The organism is Paenibacillus pinihumi DSM 23905 = JCM 16419 (genome assembly GCF_000422505.1).
Classification (GTDB): domain Bacteria; phylum Bacillota; class Bacilli; order Paenibacillales; family Paenibacillaceae; genus Paenibacillus_D; species Paenibacillus_D pinihumi.
In genome coordinates, this window is the sequence record NZ_AULX01000006.1 from 220,425 (window position 1) to 240,152 (window position 19,728).

Below are 19,728 nucleotides of genomic sequence, written 5' to 3' on the forward strand. Positions count from 1 at the left end.
TTGTACCACGTCCCGGCAAAGTTTGATACCACCATACACCATGATAAGAGTATGTCGTTTTTAAACCTATAAATGAATAGTAAAGAAGACACCAGAAATTCTCCTGGCGTCTTCTTTCCATTGGGACTAAACTCTAGCATGTCTTTAGATTATTCTTTTCAAAGACTGTAATAATAAACATAACATTTCAATCTGTGCATCTAAATAACTGTTTGCGGTATAGAGAAATCTTACTTTTGGCTAAAATTCATGAGTACTGGGCCGTTAGAGAACCCAACCACCTTACTCATACCCCCGAACTCTTATCCCCCGAACCTGACTTGCCAAATCAACATGCTCATGATCCAACTCAATCTCCACCCTGCCCTGCCTACGCTTCTCACGCCATTCCTTCAATTCCTCAGCCGTCTCTAACTTCAGCTCCGAAATTTCCAAGGCCCGATCAAAGATATATTTTGAAGTATAAAGCAATGTATATATCCCTCGCCCACCAGGAATAATTGATGTCAGTCGACGCTCCCAGTTTTCCACCGTGAACTTTACATATAGCTGTTCTTCTGTTCCCCGCCTAGCCGGACGCTCTGTAATCTCAGCACGTCGTACAACCTTCCAGTCCGAAATACGCCCATAATAATTAACCCCTAAATCGCCCTGCTGCGCAAATCTCTTCTTCGATTGATAAAGTGCCACATATTCTAATTGGGTTAATAATTTATGATCTGAAATATTTTCTAACGGGACATGGTAAAATCCATATTCCAAAGCATCCTCAAGTTGAGATACGTCACGAAGCGAACCGACGAGTACATTTTTACCCGAAAACTTATCACGGTAGTACTCCTTCGTGCCGCGCGGGCGTGTTGAACGCTCATAAGCTTTTTCTGGGCTATCCATAATAATCTCATCCAGAAATGACTCCATCAAACTTGTGGAATTAGGCAAGAACGGTAATGCACCCACATTGATTGAGGCTATACTTTTGTAAAACTTGTGATCCTTATACTCTTCCTCATTATGATAGGGAAAAAGCACGTAAGCCCCAAACATACTTCGCTCATATTCCTTAGCCCCGCTCTCGTCATACACAATGGCGTCCCGGTATCGATGCATCGTATTAATGTCGTCTTCTTCTGGCCCTGGATTTTTATATTTATGCTTGTACGATGATCCCTGGACAGCAGGATTTAAGCGATATTTTGCATCGAAAATATATTTATATTCAAAAGCAGAATCATTCTTTTTAAGCGTTAGCACGTTATCCGGTTTTTGCCCTACAGTCTGTGCTTTATCCCCACTAGGTAATGTGTTGTAGTATAACGTAAACATCTCACCGTTACGGGGGTTTCTGTATAGCATCTTCGCCTTCTGCGTTCTATCTAATTTGACGAAAAGGCCCTGCCGATTAACTTTAATAATATCTTGTTTCACAAGTTCATATTTCCGACTTAAGAGATCGTGAATTTTAAGGAAGCACCAGTATTCATACAGTTGCGCAACATCCTTCATAGACAGTCGGAACAGGTCACTCTGGATAGCTAGCCCCTTCATTAGCATCAAGTAAAGACGATAAACCTCTCTATAACCAGGTGCCATTTGTAAAACTAAAGATACCGAGAAATGCGACATCTCTTTTACGTTAAGGAAGTCTAGCCTCAACAAACGTTGGAATTGAGTTTGCATATCTCTTATCTTCTGAATTAATGCAGGGTCCAAATCACGTGTTCCCTCTAATAAGCGCCCCTTTAGCTCATTCAATTTTTGGATGATACGGAGCAAGACCCAACGCACAAATCGATTTTCATTCGTATCATAGTTGACCTGATTCCTTCTTTCCCTGACATGGGTCGGATAATACATCTGTCCGTTTATAGGAATAAAACCTTGCTCCGAATCCGCTTTGAATAAGTGTTGGCGCTTGTTAAGGAACGATATCGTATCCTTACCCATTCTCCGAGCCCGATCCACTTCGACGACTCGTTGTTCAGCCTGCTGCTTTGTATTCGGAGCATGCTTAATTCGCTCGACAGCTTGCACTAGCTGATGAAATACATGCTGAAGAATTGTAAAATACTCCGTCATGCTCTGCTGCCGCGTATCCCTGAGCCCGGTTAAATGATACGTCTTACGAAGAAAATCAAATGATAAATTATAAATCTGCTGGTTCACATCTTGGAGTATCATTTGATAGTCCTTTTTGTAATCCATTTTTGAAGGAAAAATTTCAAGCTGCACTTGTAACAAAGTGCGACCTTCACCACGGATCTCCAGTTCCGTAAGCCCCACTTCATTTTGAAAATTCAGTGGCCCGGTAAGAAGATTTCGGCCTAAGGGCTTTATCGCTTGCCGGAGTTTCATATTTTCATGATGAAAGGTTAGGTCAATTTCCTCCTTTTTTTCAATCACCAGCACGTACGCTTGTGTTTCAAAGAATATAGGGTAGCTCGAAATATCATCTGTCCAATTTTTCAGGCGATTACTTACTGGATTGAATACCTTTACTTCGGTTATATTCAGCCGATTGGCAAGAGGGACAACCTGTAACTGCGCCTCGATAAGCTGCTGTTCCTCCGTGCGGTGCAAGGACATGGACTCTACAGTCGGATGATAAGGCTTCCCTTGAATATACATTGTAAACAGATTTGTCTCGATGCGTAGCAACTCTACACTCTCATCAAGAGAGCCAATAGGAGGTGAATCCATCTTCCTCTATCCTCCGTAGCATGAATGCTATTTTCTTTGCACTGCGTGGATATTTTGCTTCGTCTGTAGTTTGATTTGCAACCCATTTATTATAAATCTCGGAAGCATCGTCTAGATAATTATCTATTGTTATCCTTCTCCCTAATGCCTCTTGCATAAGTTGCAGAAGAACTCGCTTTACGGAATAACTGCTTCCCTGTACGCGCGGCAGAATCTTTTGCAGCAGCTGTAAATCAAAAGCATCTTCTTCGCTTAAAAGGTCATATTGCTTACTGTACGCCATATAGAAACAGACTGCATCCCGCACCCTAAAACCAACATGGGAATGAATCTGTTCGAGAATCTTATTTACTTTAATCAGTTGCTCTGTTGTTCGCTTTGAAAGCTCTGTTTCTTGCTCAAACATATCAACTAGCTGTAAATACTCGCTTCGCAGGAAACTATTCGAAGCCGAATAGCTTTCAGCGTTGACTAAATCCCCGTTCTGCTGCGGATATTGCTCTAAATCAATAAAGTTAAATTCAATTGTGTTTGCCCGATCCAATACCTTTTTGCTGAACGGATGTGTTGTTTCGTCCATATTCACCGTACCGATTAGATAGACGTTATCTGGAAAATGTAGCTTTCCTAATGCATCACGGTCATCATCGTGTAATGAATTTGGATGGAACAGGGGAGCCGTTACAATCCGTCCTTGCTTCCATTCCTGGGTTTCGATCACACTGAGTAAATCACTAAAATAATGCTCAACCCTGGCCAAGTTCATCTCATCGAGACAGATAAAGTACGGCTTATGTCGATTGCTTGGTTTTGAAGCCTCAATTAAAACCTCCGTCAACTTCCCAGGACGGAATTTTCCTGATAAATCCTTATAGCCTAACAAATCAGATGGGTCACTCCAGTCTGGCCTGACAGGAATTAAGGTGAACTGCTGATTATCGCTAGTTGCCCCTATAGCCTCTGCAAAGAGCTTGACCAGCTTCGTTTTCCCCGTTCCGGATACTCCGGCTAGAATGACGAAAGGCTTTGTTTTTAGGGATAAGTAAAAGTTTTCGATTAGATTCTCTGGGAAGTAGAAGCCTTTATGATTGATATAGGCTTTAATTTTATCAATCTGCTCCGATATGGATAACGTACTCATAGGCTCCACCTCGTCCGCTACTTGGACAACATCTTGTCCGTCCAGATCATTCATATATAGTTTATAGTTATCCATCACGTTCTTCAGATCTTGAAGTAATTGATCATCGTCAGGGATATTGTCCCGATCATAACGAATGTAAGCGACGGTGGATACTTGATAGTCCCGACCAAGCCCGCTGGAAGTGAGGCGGATTTCGGAATCTTTTTGTAGACCTTTTAGAGGTAGCTGTTCTCTTATTTCTTGGGCCTTTTCTTCAAGGTATTGGTGACCTTCCCGCCTGCCTCGTTCTTCTATGGGAGCTGTTACCCCTTGATTGAACGTCAAATAGACGGACTGCATGTCCTCTGCAAAAAGATATACGATATACTGACCGTTTTGCGTTGTGGTCGTATTACGCTTGTCCAGTATTGCGATCCAAGGAATGGTCGCCCAATTTCCCTGTCCGATGGAGCCCTGAACTTTATAGTTCTCATCTATGAAAGACAAAGACCGGAAATATTCAGGAATGGACTGCCGGACTAATGTGCCGAGCGAATGATTGGCAAAGCTTTCAGTTTTAGCTTGAGGGTATTGGTTAAGGATTTGGTTTAGTGCGTCGTGCAAAGAAAATGTTGATGATGTATTATCAGCTAGCTGCTGATTGTATGTATTTAACTCAGACCAAGCATAATTCTCAAGCTCTTTCAGTGTCTGATCATCTAGCATATCCCATATCTCTGGCTTAAAAGTAATAGAGCTTGGTGAGCTGTCTAAGATGGATGATAGTGCTGCTATCGGTGTTTTTAATAAAGATTTGGTTTGCGTAATTGTAAAGTCAAGCCATCGGGACGCTATTGCCTTGGGAGGAATATCTACTGTTTTTCCCGCGACAGCAGCTTGTTTGTAATATTGCAAAAAGCGTGAAGCTAGATTATCTAGCGGCAATTGACGGTTGCCTAATCTTTTATACTCATCAATGATAGAAATTATAAGAACCATTTTGTATGATTTTTGTTTTATGCGAAATATGGTTGATAATTTTGTAGGAAGGGTCATGGGATCTTCTCCGGAAATTTAGTGACATCAACTGATGTATATTCTTTATTATATAATATTATTGTCTATATATTTAAATTTCTCTATTAGACCCGAAAACAGCATTTTATTAAGAATTCTATTTAATATATTAACTTCCCTCTTCTGCATCATTATTGTGCTTAGTAAAGGTACAATAGTCACAAATAATTTGATAAATATATTGTCATCTGTTGTATTATATTGTAAGTTATTAGATATTGTGAATTATGAAGCTACAAAGATAAGGTGGGGGTTAGCATTAAGATCAGTGCAATTTTCAATCTTGAGAAGAGCCAAAGAGAGCTTGATTTCATTGACATTGACATCGACAATGACTTGCCGTTATTTATTGATCCATATTTCTTATCGTACCGAAAAGACCCTTGGTCAATGTCAGCTCATCGAACGATTCACAGTTTTTTTCATCATGTAATAGGGTTGCTTGATTCAGGCTATAAAAAAGAAGCAAGAATTTTGTTTGAGAATCTTAGTGAGCCAAATGAGACTTGCCTTGGAGTATCATCTAATGGACCAAGGGGCAGAGGTGTTGGAACAGACGAGGCAACTAAAATATTTGATAGCTTAATGAATAGTAGAGCTATAGAATCAGGGCTTATAGGACATTTTGAAGATTTTGTTCTATTTGTAGATGGGGTAGGAAAAGATAAAATATCCGATTTAACAACTAATCTTATACGCAAACATCTTATGAAGTATACCCAATCCCAGTGTAAGCTTCATGGAATTGGTTTGACAAAAGAAGTACCTTCAGGATACTACTGGAACGATACTGAATTGAGGTGGGGTTCTCATCTAACAGATATGCTTGTGATTAATGAGAGAGTAATATTACTCGTCCCTAAAAGCGCTGTAACATTCAGTTATTATTACACTCCAGAAAAATACTGCCAACACTTTGTCCTTAACTTTCTTCAGCATGAACATGTTCGTCTTAACTCTTCACTAGTGAGAATTAAAAAACGGAAGAAAGGACCTGATTTAATACTCCCACCTTATAAAAAGACACTCATTAAATTGGAAGAACCGTTTCGCAAGGAATATCTTCGTGATTTTACAAAAAAGCATCCTACTGTATTTAGTGAATTCAGACAGAAAGCTAAAGACCAAATGCAACCATTAACTAATGAACAGTTGGATGGTGAAGTAGAGGTTAACGATTTTGTTGACTATTTGACAGATAGACTTATGAATATAGAAACTGGATCTGGAAAACAAGCAACAAGATATCACCGACATATTGTTGGAATCATAGAGTTCCTATTTTATCCCAATCTTACTCGACCTGTAATTGAGGATGATATCCACGACGGTAGAAAACGTATAGACATTTCTTTTGACAACTCAGCCACCAAAGGATTCTTTTACCAGCTTCACGATATCAAGAAGATACCGAGTCAATATGTTGTAATTGAATGTAAAAATTATGCTTCTGAAGTAGCAAACCCTGAGTTAGATCAGCTTTCTGGTCGATTCTCCCCTAATAGAGGTATGTTTGGAATTATTACTTGTAGAAAGATAGACAATATGGAGCTATTCCTCAAAAGATGTAATGATACATACAAGGATGGCAGAGGAGCAATTATTCCAATTACTGACGACGATCTTATCTCCCTACTTAATTCGATTAAAGAGAACAACAAAAATTTTATTGAAGAGTTTCTAGCAGATCGATTACGGAAAGTTATTATGAATTAATAGCCTAATAATTTTTGTAACCATCTTTTCTCTCACATCTAAACAACATCAAATACAATACTTTATAAAGCGAGTGTGGAGTAGATCGGGTAACTCAGCGTAGCGAAGAGGTTTCACATTAATCTAGTAATTGCTATTGTTATGGTGCTCAACTGCTCCACTTCGTTGTAATCTTTTAGATTAATTTGACGCGCCCTTAATAAATTGACTTTAGTAGATAACTAGACATATCTCTTTTTTAAGTGAATATATAAAATTGAGTTATTATACTTATAATTTATTTAATAATATAATAATTTTCATATTTTTCATGAAACATTTTATAAAAGATATTGTAATAATAAACTTATTCCTCAGCTAATTATTAATACTTAATCTCAATCAGGAGAGTTAAAATAAAACAGAAATCCAAAGGGAACCATACGCATGCATATGAACGCTTTTTCGATTACTATTATAGAAAGGTAGGCAATTTTTAATGGAAACTTTAACATTGGTTTTTCTAGCTATTATAATAATATTAATAATAGCTATCCCCGTAAGAGAATGGATTAGCTATTATTCTTTTATTAATGATATTTACTACAACGTAATGAAGGGGTCAAGAAGAAAAAAGAAATTCCGGAATATAGATATCATAGTGATATATGATGAATACAAAAGTTTGCCTGATAAAGACTTTAAAATTGCAAAATTAAAACTGCGCTCATTTGCAAAAGATAATTTTGTTCAGTCTTTCGTCGGAATACTTTTAGTAATAATCACAATTATGGTTTCCTTAATTAGTATTTTAAGTTCAATGACAAAAACAACAGTCAAAGATATATATGGTATAGGTTTATTAGCTATTTTAATTGGAGCTTTATTAGTAGTTTATACTTTTCATATCTATTTTGAGAATGATAAAAATAAGATTTTAAAAGCACACCTTGCTGCTGTAAACGAGATAGAAAGGGAACGGCCATAGCTCAACTCTTTACAACTTAAAATTAAGTTAGAATACTTCAAACAGTTTGGTCATTACATTAAAATTAATAATGTGGATGAACTTACTCTCTCTCATAAGCATATGACGATGATGCAATCGACTCGAGTAATTTTGTTGAGTAATCATGACTTTTTACTAAACAGAATGAGAATCCAAACAACCAATTATCATTACTCGTCAAAATATAAGATTTTTTTATCATAAAAAGTTATTATGCCCACCTTCAAATTCGGAGACAACATATTTTCGAGTTACAAAACAATGTACTTGTTTAGTCGCCCTAAATATACCAAACGATAAACCTTACTTCTAATATTTAATAATTGCAACTATAACGGTCAGTTTGCTTTTTGTTCTACTATTTATGATATAGTTCGCTATATCATAATCATTATAAAAACGCCAAAAAGAATATTAATATCAGCCCGAGCTTCGAGGTTATTATGTAGTGTTTTGTATAAGAAAATATTTAAAATATGTTAATTCGAGTTATCATCGCGAGCAGGTGAATGTGGCTACTTCTGTTAAGGGGGTAAACTTTTATGGAACATGAGAGATTTGGATTAACATTAACTAGAACAGTTAATGAAATATTCGACCCTTGGGAACTTTCTAACTTTATTAATAATTTCGGAAACGAATACTATAAGTTAGACTTATTAAGAAATATCTCGAAAGAGTTACAAAATGGAGTATCACCTAGAGAGCTTATAATTTTAAATAATCCTATTAAAAGAAGATACTTCAACTATGAATATGTTGATTTATTAAAAAATAATCAATTTGTTGATTTTCAGTCTATTGGATACCCTATAAGTTTATATCCTAATAAAAAGATATTAAAAATATCAATGCTCATTAGATTGTACAAGAGATTAAACGCAATACTTACACGTAATATCTCTTCCATCATTTTATTTCAATCATTTAACTTATTAAGTGATTCTTTTACTGATGCTCTTGATGAAATGACATCTGCAGCAATTAGAAATTTACCAAAAACTGCTACTGGAACATTAAAGAACAATATTTTGAATCAAAAAAAGGAATTAGAAAGTGAATTTAACGAATTTCTTAAATATGAACTTGACATAGATGAGTATATTACTAAATTAAAAAAAGATAGTAATAATACTTCGCTAGAGAAGTATCCATTATACTTTAATAGTTTTTTTGAAACTTTTAATAAAATTCAGAAGCCATTAATTGGAGTTTATTTAGAAGAAAAAAATAAAGTTAAAATTCTCTGCTCCAATCATTTAAAAAAAAGAAAAGAAACGTTACCTGAACTCGACTTTAAAAGCTTCGGACATAGCAGTCCTTCTTACTTTGATATTTTACCTAATGTGGCTCAAGTAGGAAAAACTATTTATGACGCAACTCAAGAGCAAAAGGTAAGGAAAGAACAAATTAGAACAGAACAACTTACTCAAGAATATTTAATTGAAAAAATTGAAACCGAAAAAATTAAAAGAAAGTATCTTGAAGAACAAATAAAAAATCTGCAACAAAAAAATTCAACTCAAAACAATGAAATAATTACAATCGATCAAGAAACTATTAATATTCCTATTACGAAAGTTAAAATTCAAGCTTTTGGCGCATACAATCAGCAGACGCGAAGCATGAACGATTTATTAAGAAGAAACAAGCTTGTTGTAAGTAAATATGAAAGTAGAGTTGATCAAAAAGCTTAGTTCCAAAAAAAGAAAGGTTATCCGCCCCTCTTTGCTATTTTGATATGCTCACCTTTAAATATACAGGTGAAATAATTAAACCTGTTGTATAAAGGCGAGCATATCAGTAAAAGATAATCTCTTATATTATTTGTGATTTAATTCTCAATTTGTTTATTCCACGATTACAAATCCTGTCTCATTAAACTTCTTCATTAGTTGAGAAGAAAATTCTTCAATTTTAGTTTTGTCGATAAATACTGACAAATTCTGGCGTGCACGGGAGCAACCAACATAAAACAAACGATAGGCACTTAATGAACCATACACTTGGCTTTCTTTAAAACACATTTTTGCCGTTCTAACAATAGAGTTTTTTAAATAAGCTTTATACTCACTCTCGCATAAATTTTTAAAATAATCGTTATTTTCGAAGTGTTTAAGTAGATGATTAACTCTTGATTTTAAGTATCCCTGATGTTCTTTATGCAAGGCACTATTAATTTCAGTTAATTTAAACCCTAAGTAAGAAATTGTCTCATTTATCCACTCAACATATTCATAATAAAAGGATTCAAAATCATCAAGTGACACTTCCATACTACTCCACATTTTAAAGAACCGATACATATGAACTAATGGCTTGTTATTATTATCCTCCGCTATAAAAAAAACTGTGTCATGACTCTCTCCCTTTACGCCATGTTGTGTTGATACATTTGGGGTTTTTAAATATTGAGCAAGAAACCTAAACTCTTCTAGTTTGACATCTAAAACTAAAGAGTAGTCTTCGTCGTCAATAATAGAGCTTATATACTCTGGTCTACCCAGTTCAGTTTCCAAAAAAACATTTAATACTGATTTTATGCTATATACCCTTTCAGTATCACTATATACCTCCGAAATTTTTTGCAAAAATTTATTCAGTCTACGCTTATCTTCATGTTTTTTCACTGTAAATACGCTATCATTAAATATTTTAGGATTTCGTTTGAACAACTGAACGATATTCCCTAGACTCTTCAAACTATAATCCTCAGCAATTTGGTTAACCATGAATAATAATTTAACTAAACTATCTGGATTATCCTGCGAATCATTAATAAGCACATCAACAGCGCTATATTGTTGTATAAATGAATATCGTTCCATGTTGTTGTACTTTCTATAAAGATCCCCTGCTCCAATAGCGTCAAATCGTTTTTGATTAAGCAAGAACAATAATAATGCATCAGGGTAATTCTGTTTTTCTAACTTAAGCTTCTCGGAAACATCATCACATAACACAATTCTAGGCAAGTGATCAACTGCTATATTTAAGTTTTTCTCTGTAGGCTCTTGCTTATACAAATTATTATTATACAATTTGTTTAAGATATTAATAACTGCAGGTACTGATCTATAATTAGTAGTCAATTTAATTGATTGGTTTAGAGTTAACAATTTATCCTCGAATGATCCATCGTAGTTCATATATATTTGTTGCATTTTATCACCCAGAAAATATAGCTCTGTAGATGTGGCGTGAACTGCTTGATAAAATAATTTTAATACATTTGCAGACGAGTCTTGATACTCATCAATAAATATAAGTTGATATTTTTTTGTCAATCTCCTGTTAATTACAGGAAATTTTTTGAAAACCAATTTAGAGAACGTTATTAAATCATCATGAGATAAACCACCATAATATAGAGAGTTAAATTGAGACTCATTGTAGTAAATCGACTTAAGATTGGCCTTAATCAAATCAAATGACAAATCACCGTTTTTCTCAATGTACCTTTCATTACTTCTGGTTATTCTTTCATCTTCATTTTCATTGGAAATTCTCCTCATTATTTCGGATCCATATATTTCAAAGTACAAATTGATTATCTGTTCGTGTGAAAAATAAATTTTTAAAAAATTGTGCAAAAAAGAATGAATTGTTGAAAAACAAACTTTTTTACTATCCATATCCTTGCCTAATTCTTCTGCAGCCCTGTTTGTGTATGTTATACAAAGAATATTGTCATTGGGGTATTTAACCAGGTGTTTAAAAATCATTGATTTAATTGTTGTTGTCTTCCCACTACCGGCCGGGGCATTAACTAGATAGATGTTTTTTTCTACTATTTCTTCAGCCACGCCAGCCCCTCCTCAATATAATCTGGCAGCATAATTTTAGTTAAATTATTTAGAATTACGGAGTACATAAAATCTGTTTTTCCTTTTGAAGTATGCTCAACAATGTCTCTAATTGTATATTGTCCCGCTTCTTGAGGAATAGTAAACTTCAACTTATCATCATTTCTTAATTTGATCCAATCTTCCCGGCTTTTTTCCTCAAATGCTGTTATTTTATAATACTTAGCAAGCATAGCTTCCTCTAAGGTACGAGCAAAGCTGTCCTTTTCCCCTTGATAATTTAGATATGCACAGCCCTTAAATAATATGTTCCCCTCATTCTTTTTCCACTCATACAAGTCTGCTACAGTTGGTTTGGTTTCTGGATGTGTTATCTCGTAAAAATTATTAATTGTGGCATTTGTTGTTCCTGAAGCTCTTATATGGCTTTCTGTTTTTGACGTTTTATTATAATCAAGATCTGTCAATATAAGTGTTTTTATTCCCATAAACTCTATGAGCGTTCTATAGTTGTGAGCATATGCTCCCCCAACTTGAACAAATGCAATATAAAGTTGGTTTAATACTGTAAAATCATCCAACGAAAAAAGTTTTCTAATCAGCATTCTTTCTGTGTCACCTTCATAAATAATGACTCTATCGGCAAAAACTATATCAGAGAAGCCGATTTCATAAAACCAATCATAGAAATTATCAAGTACAGGGTCTTGACTTACACTTTCTTTAAAAGATGAGAAATCAAAAATATTGCTTATGAACGGAGTTATTGGTCTTGTCACTCTAAGATTCTTCATCTCAGTTACTCTGACCATCTCGCTAGAATGAGTGGTTATTAACCCCTGGATCTTTTTTTCTTGATAGTATTTTTTCAGAAATTTCCCAAAAACATTTTGCATTTGTGGATGCATGTGTGACTCAGGTTCTTCAATAATAAAAATGTTAACCAACAATGGGTCGATATTCCGCTTGTACCTTTCAAGCTGCAAGAGAATAAATATCATATTACTGTATCCCAATCCTTGCGATGTTTCGTTAAGGTAATGCCCTTGAAGATCATACTTAGCGTGAGTAATTTGGTTTATAAGAGAGCTAATCGTTTCCTCCGATATCTCTAAATCAAGCATTATGCTTCCTGTATTTCCCCCATTAGCCTGTGCTATTGATGAAATTGTTTCGGTAAGTCCATCAACTGAAACCTTTCTTACAATGTCTGTTATTCCTAGTTCTTCAATTGGTTGAAGTATCTTATCTGGTAATGCTCCTAGAAATGCTTTCCATGCATCATCATGATGTGCAAGATCAAGCACATTTTTACTAATGCTTTTTGATTGACCTGTATTCTGATCCTCTAATGGTCTCCCCGCATAAATATTGTATAAATTGAATAACTTACGAAAATGTGAAAGTTCCATCTCATTTTTATTTTGAAATTGCATATCAGAAAAATAACACTTCTCAACAATACTAGAAACGTATGTACCTAATATTTTTTCTTTAAAGAATCCAATCTTTGTAATTTGATCCCTATCTTCAGAGAGCTTTTCATATCTGCTTCTCAACTTTTCGAAGTCCTTGTCCAGTGACTGGCTAAAAGTAGTAGAAGTAACCTCAAATGAGTATTCAAAATATATAGAACATTGGTCAGGATCAAAATCCATTATATAATCAGCAAAATTTCTTATATCTTCATCGACTTCATAATCAATCCTTATTTGAACTACTGTGGGTGAAATAAGAAGTTTCTCTTTCCCCGGAATTACATCTAAATAAAAAAGATCATTTACTATTGCTTGAATCGTCTTCTCTCTATCTTCATTTTTTTCGAAATGATTAATAAACATAGAATAAGCCTGATCAACCCATTCTTTTGAGAGTGTCACAGGTATATCAGAAACACAATATTCCGTTTTCGCCGTATTTAGGATATTTTCAAAAAGCTCAATTAAGGATGTTTTTCCACTATTATTAGCACCAGCCAACAAAGTGACATCATCAGCCAATGATAGCGATGTCTCTAAGAATCTTCTGTAATTTCGAATCGAAACTTTTTTTAGCTTCACAAAAAATCCCCCCGTAGACATGGAATAATGTTGCTCTTAGTTAAAAGCTACTACATGTCTATAGTACCATACAGTCGTGAAAATATTGGAATAAATATTCGGATTTTGTCTTTAAATGAAACAAAAAACGTCCTACAAAGGACGCTCTCTTGGAAGTTCTATTTCATAAGTATTGGCTCTTATTCACTATCCACCGACATGTCTACACACTCGACGTCAAAACCAAGGTCCGGCACACCCGAAACCTCAATCTTGTCCTTCAGCACCTTTTTTTAAAATCACTGCCATCCTTTGTGAAGGTCATAAAACCCGCAAAGTTTTGAAAACAAAGGATTTCTATGTATTTATTCGTTGCATCACTGCCACACTCTCCACATGCACCGTCCAAGGAGATATATCTACCGGTTGCACTTCCACCGTCTTATACCAGTCCTTCCAGCAATCTCAAATCCCTAGCTAACGTAGACGGGTTACAGCTCACATACAAGGGTCACAACCCTTGCGCGGCGGGTCGACAATGAAAGACGTCGGTGACAATGCCCTCCTCGCACCAGCGTGGAATGACAACCTCAGCTGGCCCTTGTTTTAGACTCTACATTCGTAATGCCGTTCAGCTCCGCGTTGCGCTCGGCATCCTAAATCGCTCTGCACAACAATCTCAACACCATTTTAACCGATTCTGTAGGACTCAAGAAATGCTTCCTCAATTACGTTTTCAATTAAATCCTCGCTATGAGGACAACACTTCTTTCCCTTCTTGGTTTCAGTTCAGGCAATTTTGACCTCAATTTGGGCCAATAGCGCTACTTGAAAATGATTAAAAAATTGGATGAGCGACCAATGGATTGAGAAACCTGACAGTTAAAACAAAAGCCCAATCTCCACTTTACGCAAGCCTTGCATGACGAAATTACCATAAGCAAAGACAGCTCCTACAACAATAATTGTCTTTTTTGTGCACTTAAGCCCCTTCTCAATAACTCAATATTGCAATTATAAATGAAAGCAAACATAAAACGGTTGCTGGCAAAGCTTTTATTAAAGGATCTCGCGCAATGAAGACTAATGTCAGAGCTGCAACAAGCATCGTTGATCCAAGAAGCGCACCTGATAGGAATGCAACTATAGGCATCCATATTCCAATTATTAGACCCAAAGCCCCGACTATTTCGATGAATCCGGTAAGAAAATTAAAAAACGACGGCATCCCAAACCGCTTAAACTCCTTAGCCATTTTCCCGGAAATAATTGTGGTGCCAGTAAATATAAAAAATACACCTAAAACAACCTGTAAGATATTCAAAAACATTGCTCATTTCTCCAATCTGGTTTAATTAAGCATTTATATGCTATAGCATATATTTAACCTTTTACAAGAGATGCATGAACTGCTTCTTTATATTAACGATCTCCTGGACTTTTGGCGCGCGCGGCCCATTTGCCAATTACCCCGTCAAAACTATCCCCTGATACCTGAAAATTTTATAGATAGACAAACTTTCATCCTTTTAGTGTCTGCATATGATTCATATACTCACTAATCGGCAGTCCTTCCTCAAAATATTGCCGCTCTATTTTCATACCGCCGCCTCCAATTTTATTTAATCATCCAGAACATTCGAATACACTTTACCAAGCAAATCATGCAGTTGTTTTACCTCATCTTGTGTTAACGATCTGGTTATATAATCATGAGCTTCCATCACATTGACCAATAAGCTTTTCTTCAGTTCCACCCCTTTCTCGCTTAAAAACAAGTCATGGGAACGTTTATCATGAGGATTAACAATTCTTTTTACAATCCCTTTTGCCTCTAAGGAATGAATCATTCTTACAACGGTAGTCTGATCCTTATCAATAGCTAGAGCCACTTCTTTCTGGGTTGTTGCCCGATGCTCATCAAGAGTGCTTATAATACCCCATTGTTCAGGTGTAACATTATAAGGCTTCAATTTTTTCGTGAAAAAATTAGTGAGTTTTACATCTGTCCGATGAATCAGAAATCCTGTCAGGTTAGTTAGCTTCATCATTTATCACACTTCTCTGCATCATAATTAAATTTGCGTTACTAATTAGCTAATTATATGCTATAGCATATATAAAAGCAATCCTGCTATCAACATGTATATTTCACGAACATATTGCTTGTTCTGATAAGGTTGATATTCACTTATCCCAACACATTCCAGGCAACATTTAGCTTTTATCGCGCATTACAGTATCCTTTACCCGCAGCGTCTCCATATTTTTTCTCCCCCAAGCTACAATGGATTCGATGATTGGACTTAACTCTTCACCTGAGCTCGTTAATGAATATTCAACCCTGGGCGGGATCTCCAAGAACTGCTCCCTATGCACAATACCATTCTCCGTAAGCTCTTTAAGGCACTTGGTTAGCATTGTCCCGGTTATACCTGGTAACTGCCTTTTCAGTTCATTGTACCGCACAGATCCAGTCTCAGACAAAATAGATAATATAGGCAGGTTCCACTTCTTCCCAATTACATCAAATGCAGTAGTAGCAGGGCAAATATCTTGAATTATTTTTGTGTTTTCCACTATAGACAAACTCCTTTAGTACGTTTTTTGATACTTAGAAAGAATAATAATAGTACTTGTTATTCTAAAGTAACTAAATATAATTGTCTACATGGCCGACCATAACATCTTAACTGTAAGAGGAGAGAAACCTATATATTAAAAATTGGTATTGTTACAGGCAGTACAAGACAAGGCCGGGTAAGTCCGCAGGTAGCCGACTGAATCAAAATCAATAGCTGACAAAAGAACAGATGCTGAGTTTGAAATTGTTGATATTCAAAGCTTTAATTTGCCGCTCTATAAGTAACCCGTTCCAGCAGCCTTCACCAAGGAGTATCAGACTCCTGAAGCCAGGGTCTGGTCTGAAAAAATCAGTAGTCTGGACGGATATATCTTTGTTACACCCGAATACAACCGCGGTATAACCTCAGCGCTGAAAAACGCGATTGATTATCTTAACCAGGAGTTCCATAACAAGGCCGCAGGAATCGTAAGCTATGGCTCTTCTGGCGGCACGATTGCAGCACAGCAGCTGCGGCTTATTCTATCCGTCCCGCAAGTGGCCGTTGTATCCACACAGCCTGCATTAAGCATCTTTACTGATTTTGTCGAAATGGCATCCTTTAAACCGGCAGAATTTCATAAATCAACCGTATTGTCATTACTGGATCAAGTTGTATCGTGGTCAAAAGCATTAAAAACAATCCGATAAGCCGTGTGTATTCGTGATTCTTATTCATTAAAGAAAGGAAGAGATGTGCAATGAACAACATGAGCTGTGACCTTGAAACGGGTATTTGTGGTGTAAATGAGGAAACATCAAACGAACTAATCAATTTTAACAACCAAAGTAAAAAAGTTACGCTTTATTATTTTACGGATCCCATATGTTCACATTGTTGGGCACTCGAACCCGTACTCAATCGTTTTCTCATACAGTACGGTCACTATTTCAATTTCAAAACGGTTTTGGGCGGGTTGCTGCCCGGCTGGAATGGGTTTTCAGATCGGTCTAACGGTATACAAAAACCAGCTGATGTAGCTGATCATTGGAGAGAGGTTGGGATTCATTCGCGCATGCCAATCGATGGTACGCTCTGGCATGATAACCCTATTCAATCTTCATACCCGGCAACAAGAGTGTTTCAGGTCATTCAAGACCAGACTCCCGCAAAAGCCCATGATTTTCTCCGGCAAACCAGAGAGGCTGTATTTGCATTCAACAAAAATGTCGGTGACAATCAGGTTCTAACCGATATTGTGAATCAGATTGGTTTAGATGGAGAACGTGTTATTCAAACGGCCAGTGAGGATAGAGCTTATGAGCTGATGGAGGAAGATTTTGATTTAACAAAAAGCTTTGGCGTATCCGGATTCCCTACAGTTATTATTGTCAATGAGGATAACACGGGAATAAAAGTAGTCGGTGCGCAAAAGCTCGAAGCCTTTGTGTCGGCTTTAAGCAAAGTCCTTGGCGACACCCCCGTTCCTGCCGAAATTCCAACGTTACAAAACTGGGTGGACAAAAATTCGTGGTGCTATTTTTCTAAAGAAATTGAGACCATGTATGACCTATCCAAAGAATCTGTATCCTCATTCGTTAAGCAGTCCCTTAACCTGGATCAATATCATGTGCATGAGATTCTGGGTGAAATGTATATTAAGAAAAAATAAACCACTCGTTATGGCGCAGCAATCGAATTTTTCGACCTGCGCCATAATTCATTTCGGTATTAGTGGGACGTACCTTCAGGTTTGGGTATAATCTCCTTCTCTTCCTCTTAGCCTTCGATTTGCTTCTTGCAAGAGCCGCCTGCTGGGCCACATGCTTGGCTTGCTCCATACTAGCTGCTGCATGCCTGTAGTACCATACAGTCGTGAAAATATTGGAATAAAAATGTGGATTGTCTCTATATGAAACAAAAAAAGGCCAACCAGAAATCTCTGGCTGACCTAATATTACGAAACGCCCTGCAAACGACGCTCTCTTGGAATTTATCTCTCCTTATTCCATACTATCATTTACTATCCACCGATATGTCGATACTCTCGACGTTAAAACCAAGGTCCGGTACAACCGAAACCCCGATTTTATCCTTCAGCACCTGTTTTTAAAATCTGTGCCATCCTTCGTGAAGGTCATAAAACCCGGCTCTCCACATGCCCCGTATAAGGGAAGCGACAGCTTTGCCGCGGCATCTGCTACAGTCGCTAACTATCGCATCGGATCAACGTTTTTACAGGCCATTATCTTTGTAGTCTGTTCCTTTGGCATGCTTTATCTCGAGCGCCAACTTAAAGTTTTCTTTAAGTTTCATTAATGGGCTAATCTGCCATGATAAAATACGCTATGAAAAGACGAATGGTCAGTTTTTTAGCGTTGCTACTGAGCTTGCCCCTCCCTGCTGCCTATGCAGCAAGCGAAAGTACAAAGTCAGACACCCAGGGGCATTGGGTGGAGAAGCAGCAGGAAACTTCAATATGAACGAAGTAAGATAATTCCCGTAAAAGATGTTCAAATCACATAAAGATCCTTCACGGTAAAGGAGTGAGTCTGATGCTGGTCGTTGGAAGAAAACCCGGACAATACATCGTGATCAACGAAAAAATTATTATAAAGATCGTTAAAAGTGAAAAGGGGCACTTGCGCTTGGCTATTGAAGCGCCAAAAGATATCTCTATCATTCGCGGAGAATTGCTTAATCAAGACTAAGCACAAGTATCCCGGTTTTTAATGCAGGCTTTCGTTTCGGCAGCTTTGAACGGGTCCAATAGCGGCAGTTTGCAGCTTAACTCCTTATTCGACAAGCCCTCATGAGACGAAGGACATCCATTTGTAATTGCCAGAGCCTTAATTAGACCATTTGCGAGCATTCCGTTTCCAATACTTCCAAATGGTCTGAATTAATTTTCCAGTTACAAAATGCTATCCCCGGTTATCCGGATAACGAATGGGCAAGCATAAAATTGACTTGGACCGTCTCCGTTGAATAAATGGACCGGATGCAAATATGCTTTGGCGGGCTTGCCCAAGAACGACGGATTCCCGCGTCGCATTACGAATTAAACCCCCTCAGTAGAATGGCGGTCTTGAATATCCGTGGGTCTCTCTCGACTCCGGTTGATGTCTTTCTAAACCTCTACAACCAATTTCTCCCCAACAGGATTGTTCCCCTACGGTACCGGCATTACGAAATTCCAGTTCTAGGAAGTCCCATAACAAATCCGGCTCTGCCTTCCTTGGATGCAATTTAGGAAGCCTGTCGGATCGTCTCCATATCCAATTCCTTATCGGGCCCATGATTAAGCTGTCTATCCATTGCTGCGGTTTCTTCCCCGGTGCTGCCACCCGAAATCCTCGGATTCGCCCTTCTTTATGAATAAGAGCGCTTGAGAACAGGTTAACGTTCCTGCAAGCTTTAGCTGATTACTCCGGGATAAAACATAGGTATTGTCCGGATTTAAATTATGGGGAAGAAACTAGTTTTGCTGCCTCTTTCTAAGCAACGCTCCTAATTTCAATGCCCCCGCCTGATCGTCACAAGTAATTCGGACAATATTCATCAATTACGAGTTTTACGGGTTTATTTCAGGTTTGATCCATAAAAAGCTATGAATAACTGTCAAAAAAGTTTTTCACAAAAAGACTAAACATTTCAAATAAATTGTCGATATATAAATTAATCATATATCCGATTACTCATGGACGAGTAAATA

The 19,728-nt window shown here is 37.0% G+C and carries 12 protein-coding genes and 2 pseudogenes; 6 read left to right on the plus strand and 8 right to left on the minus strand.

From position 1 onward, the window contains the following. Positions 1-282: 282 nt before the first annotated feature. Both H583_RS0100860 and H583_RS0100865 read right to left on the minus strand, forming a co-directional pair. A complete protein-coding gene (locus H583_RS0100860) occupies positions 283-2,700 on the minus strand; it encodes a restriction endonuclease-like protein (RefSeq protein ID WP_028558815.1) in 2,418 nt (805 codons plus the stop codon). Further along, a complete protein-coding gene (locus tag H583_RS0100865) occupies positions 2,672-4,879 on the minus strand; it encodes an MrcB family domain-containing protein (RefSeq protein ID WP_028558816.1) in 2,208 nt (735 codons plus the stop codon). Before H583_RS0100865 ends, H583_RS0100860 begins: the two co-directional genes overlap by 29 nt. A 267-nt stretch (positions 4,880-5,146) precedes the next feature. On the opposite strand from H583_RS0100865, the gene H583_RS0100870 reads away from it, so the two are divergent. The 3 genes from H583_RS0100870 to H583_RS0100880 all read left to right on the plus strand — a co-directional run bounded on the left by H583_RS0100870 (position 5,147) and on the right by H583_RS0100880 (position 9,301). Continuing rightward, complete coding sequence (locus H583_RS0100870) at positions 5,147-6,616, plus strand: hypothetical protein (protein ID WP_245585812.1); 1,470 nt, start codon at positions 5,147-5,149, stop codon at positions 6,614-6,616. A gap of 478 nt (positions 6,617-7,094) precedes the next feature. Next, entirely contained in the window at positions 7,095-7,583 is a 489-nt protein-coding gene (locus H583_RS0100875) for a hypothetical protein (RefSeq protein ID WP_028558818.1), read from the plus strand. A gap of 563 nt (positions 7,584-8,146) precedes the next feature. Continuing rightward, on the plus strand, positions 8,147-9,301 hold the full coding sequence (locus tag H583_RS0100880; RefSeq protein WP_028558819.1) for a hypothetical protein: 1,155 nt from the start codon (positions 8,147-8,149) through the stop codon (positions 9,299-9,301). A gap of 153 nt (positions 9,302-9,454) precedes the next feature. On the opposite strand, the gene H583_RS0100885 is transcribed toward H583_RS0100880, so the two are convergent. The 6 genes and pseudogenes from H583_RS0100885 to H583_RS0100910 form a co-directional block, all read right to left on the minus strand. Beyond that, positions 9,455-11,410: a UvrD-helicase domain-containing protein gene (locus H583_RS0100885; protein ID WP_028558820.1), complete on the minus strand. Its 1,956-nt coding sequence runs from the start codon at positions 11,408-11,410 to the stop codon at positions 9,455-9,457. Beyond that, entirely contained in the window at positions 11,395-13,470 is a 2,076-nt protein-coding gene (locus H583_RS0100890) for an ATP-dependent nuclease (protein ID WP_028558821.1), read from the minus strand. Before H583_RS0100890 ends, H583_RS0100885 begins: the two co-directional genes overlap by 16 nt. A 336-nt stretch (positions 13,471-13,806) precedes the next feature. Then, a pseudogene (locus tag H583_RS37455) lies at positions 13,807-14,105 on the minus strand (23S rRNA (uracil(1939)-C(5))-methyltransferase RlmD); the annotation flags it as partial. A gap of 338 nt (positions 14,106-14,443) precedes the next feature. After that, positions 14,444-14,779 carry a DoxX family protein gene (locus tag H583_RS0100895; RefSeq protein ID WP_028558822.1) on the minus strand — a complete coding sequence of 112 codons (336 nt, stop codon included), beginning with the start codon at positions 14,777-14,779 and terminating at the stop codon, positions 14,444-14,446. A 292-nt stretch (positions 14,780-15,071) separates the two neighbouring features. After that, a complete protein-coding gene (locus H583_RS0100905) occupies positions 15,072-15,497 on the minus strand; it encodes a MarR family winged helix-turn-helix transcriptional regulator (protein WP_028558823.1) in 426 nt (141 codons plus the stop codon). A gap of 169 nt (positions 15,498-15,666) precedes the next feature. Next, positions 15,667-16,029: a winged helix-turn-helix transcriptional regulator gene (locus H583_RS0100910; RefSeq protein WP_051235812.1), complete on the minus strand. Its 363-nt coding sequence runs from the start codon at positions 16,027-16,029 to the stop codon at positions 15,667-15,669. A gap of 135 nt (positions 16,030-16,164) precedes the next feature. On the opposite strand from H583_RS0100910, the pseudogene H583_RS35840 reads away from it, so the two are divergent. The 3 genes and pseudogenes from H583_RS35840 (at position 16,165) to H583_RS0100920 (ending at position 18,724) form a co-directional block, all read left to right on the plus strand. After that, positions 16,165-16,723, plus strand: a pseudogene (locus tag H583_RS35840) (NADPH-dependent FMN reductase). Between the two features lie 50 nt (positions 16,724-16,773). After that, positions 16,774-17,685, plus strand: a complete 912-nt coding sequence (locus H583_RS0100915; RefSeq protein WP_028558825.1) for a DsbA family oxidoreductase — start codon at positions 16,774-16,776, stop codon at positions 17,683-17,685. Between the two features lie 883 nt (positions 17,686-18,568). Next, positions 18,569-18,724: a carbon storage regulator gene (locus tag H583_RS0100920; protein WP_028558826.1), complete on the plus strand. Its 156-nt coding sequence runs from the start codon at positions 18,569-18,571 to the stop codon at positions 18,722-18,724. The last annotated feature ends 1,004 nt before the right edge of the window (positions 18,725-19,728 follow it).

Excerpts from the sequence above, each read along its gene's own strand:
- H583_RS0100875 (WP_028558818.1), top strand. The coding sequence starts at position 7,095 with ATGGAAACTTTAACATTGGTTTTTCTAGCTATTATAATAATATTAATA.
- H583_RS0100860 (WP_028558815.1), bottom strand. The coding sequence starts at position 2,700 with ATGGATTCACCTCCTATTGGCTCTCTTGATGAGAGTGTAGAGTTGCTA.
- H583_RS0100920 (WP_028558826.1), top strand. The coding sequence starts at position 18,569 with ATGCTGGTCGTTGGAAGAAAACCCGGACAATACATCGTGATCAACGAA.
- H583_RS0100895 (WP_028558822.1), bottom strand. The coding sequence starts at position 14,779 with ATGTTTTTGAATATCTTACAGGTTGTTTTAGGTGTATTTTTTATATTT.
- H583_RS0100880 (WP_028558819.1), top strand. The coding sequence starts at position 8,147 with ATGGAACATGAGAGATTTGGATTAACATTAACTAGAACAGTTAATGAA.
- H583_RS0100865 (WP_028558816.1), bottom strand. The coding sequence starts at position 4,879 with ATGACCCTTCCTACAAAATTATCAACCATATTTCGCATAAAACAAAAA.
- H583_RS0100905 (WP_028558823.1), bottom strand. The coding sequence starts at position 15,497 with ATGAAGCTAACTAACCTGACAGGATTTCTGATTCATCGGACAGATGTA.
- H583_RS0100915 (WP_028558825.1), top strand. The coding sequence starts at position 16,774 with ATGAACAACATGAGCTGTGACCTTGAAACGGGTATTTGTGGTGTAAAT.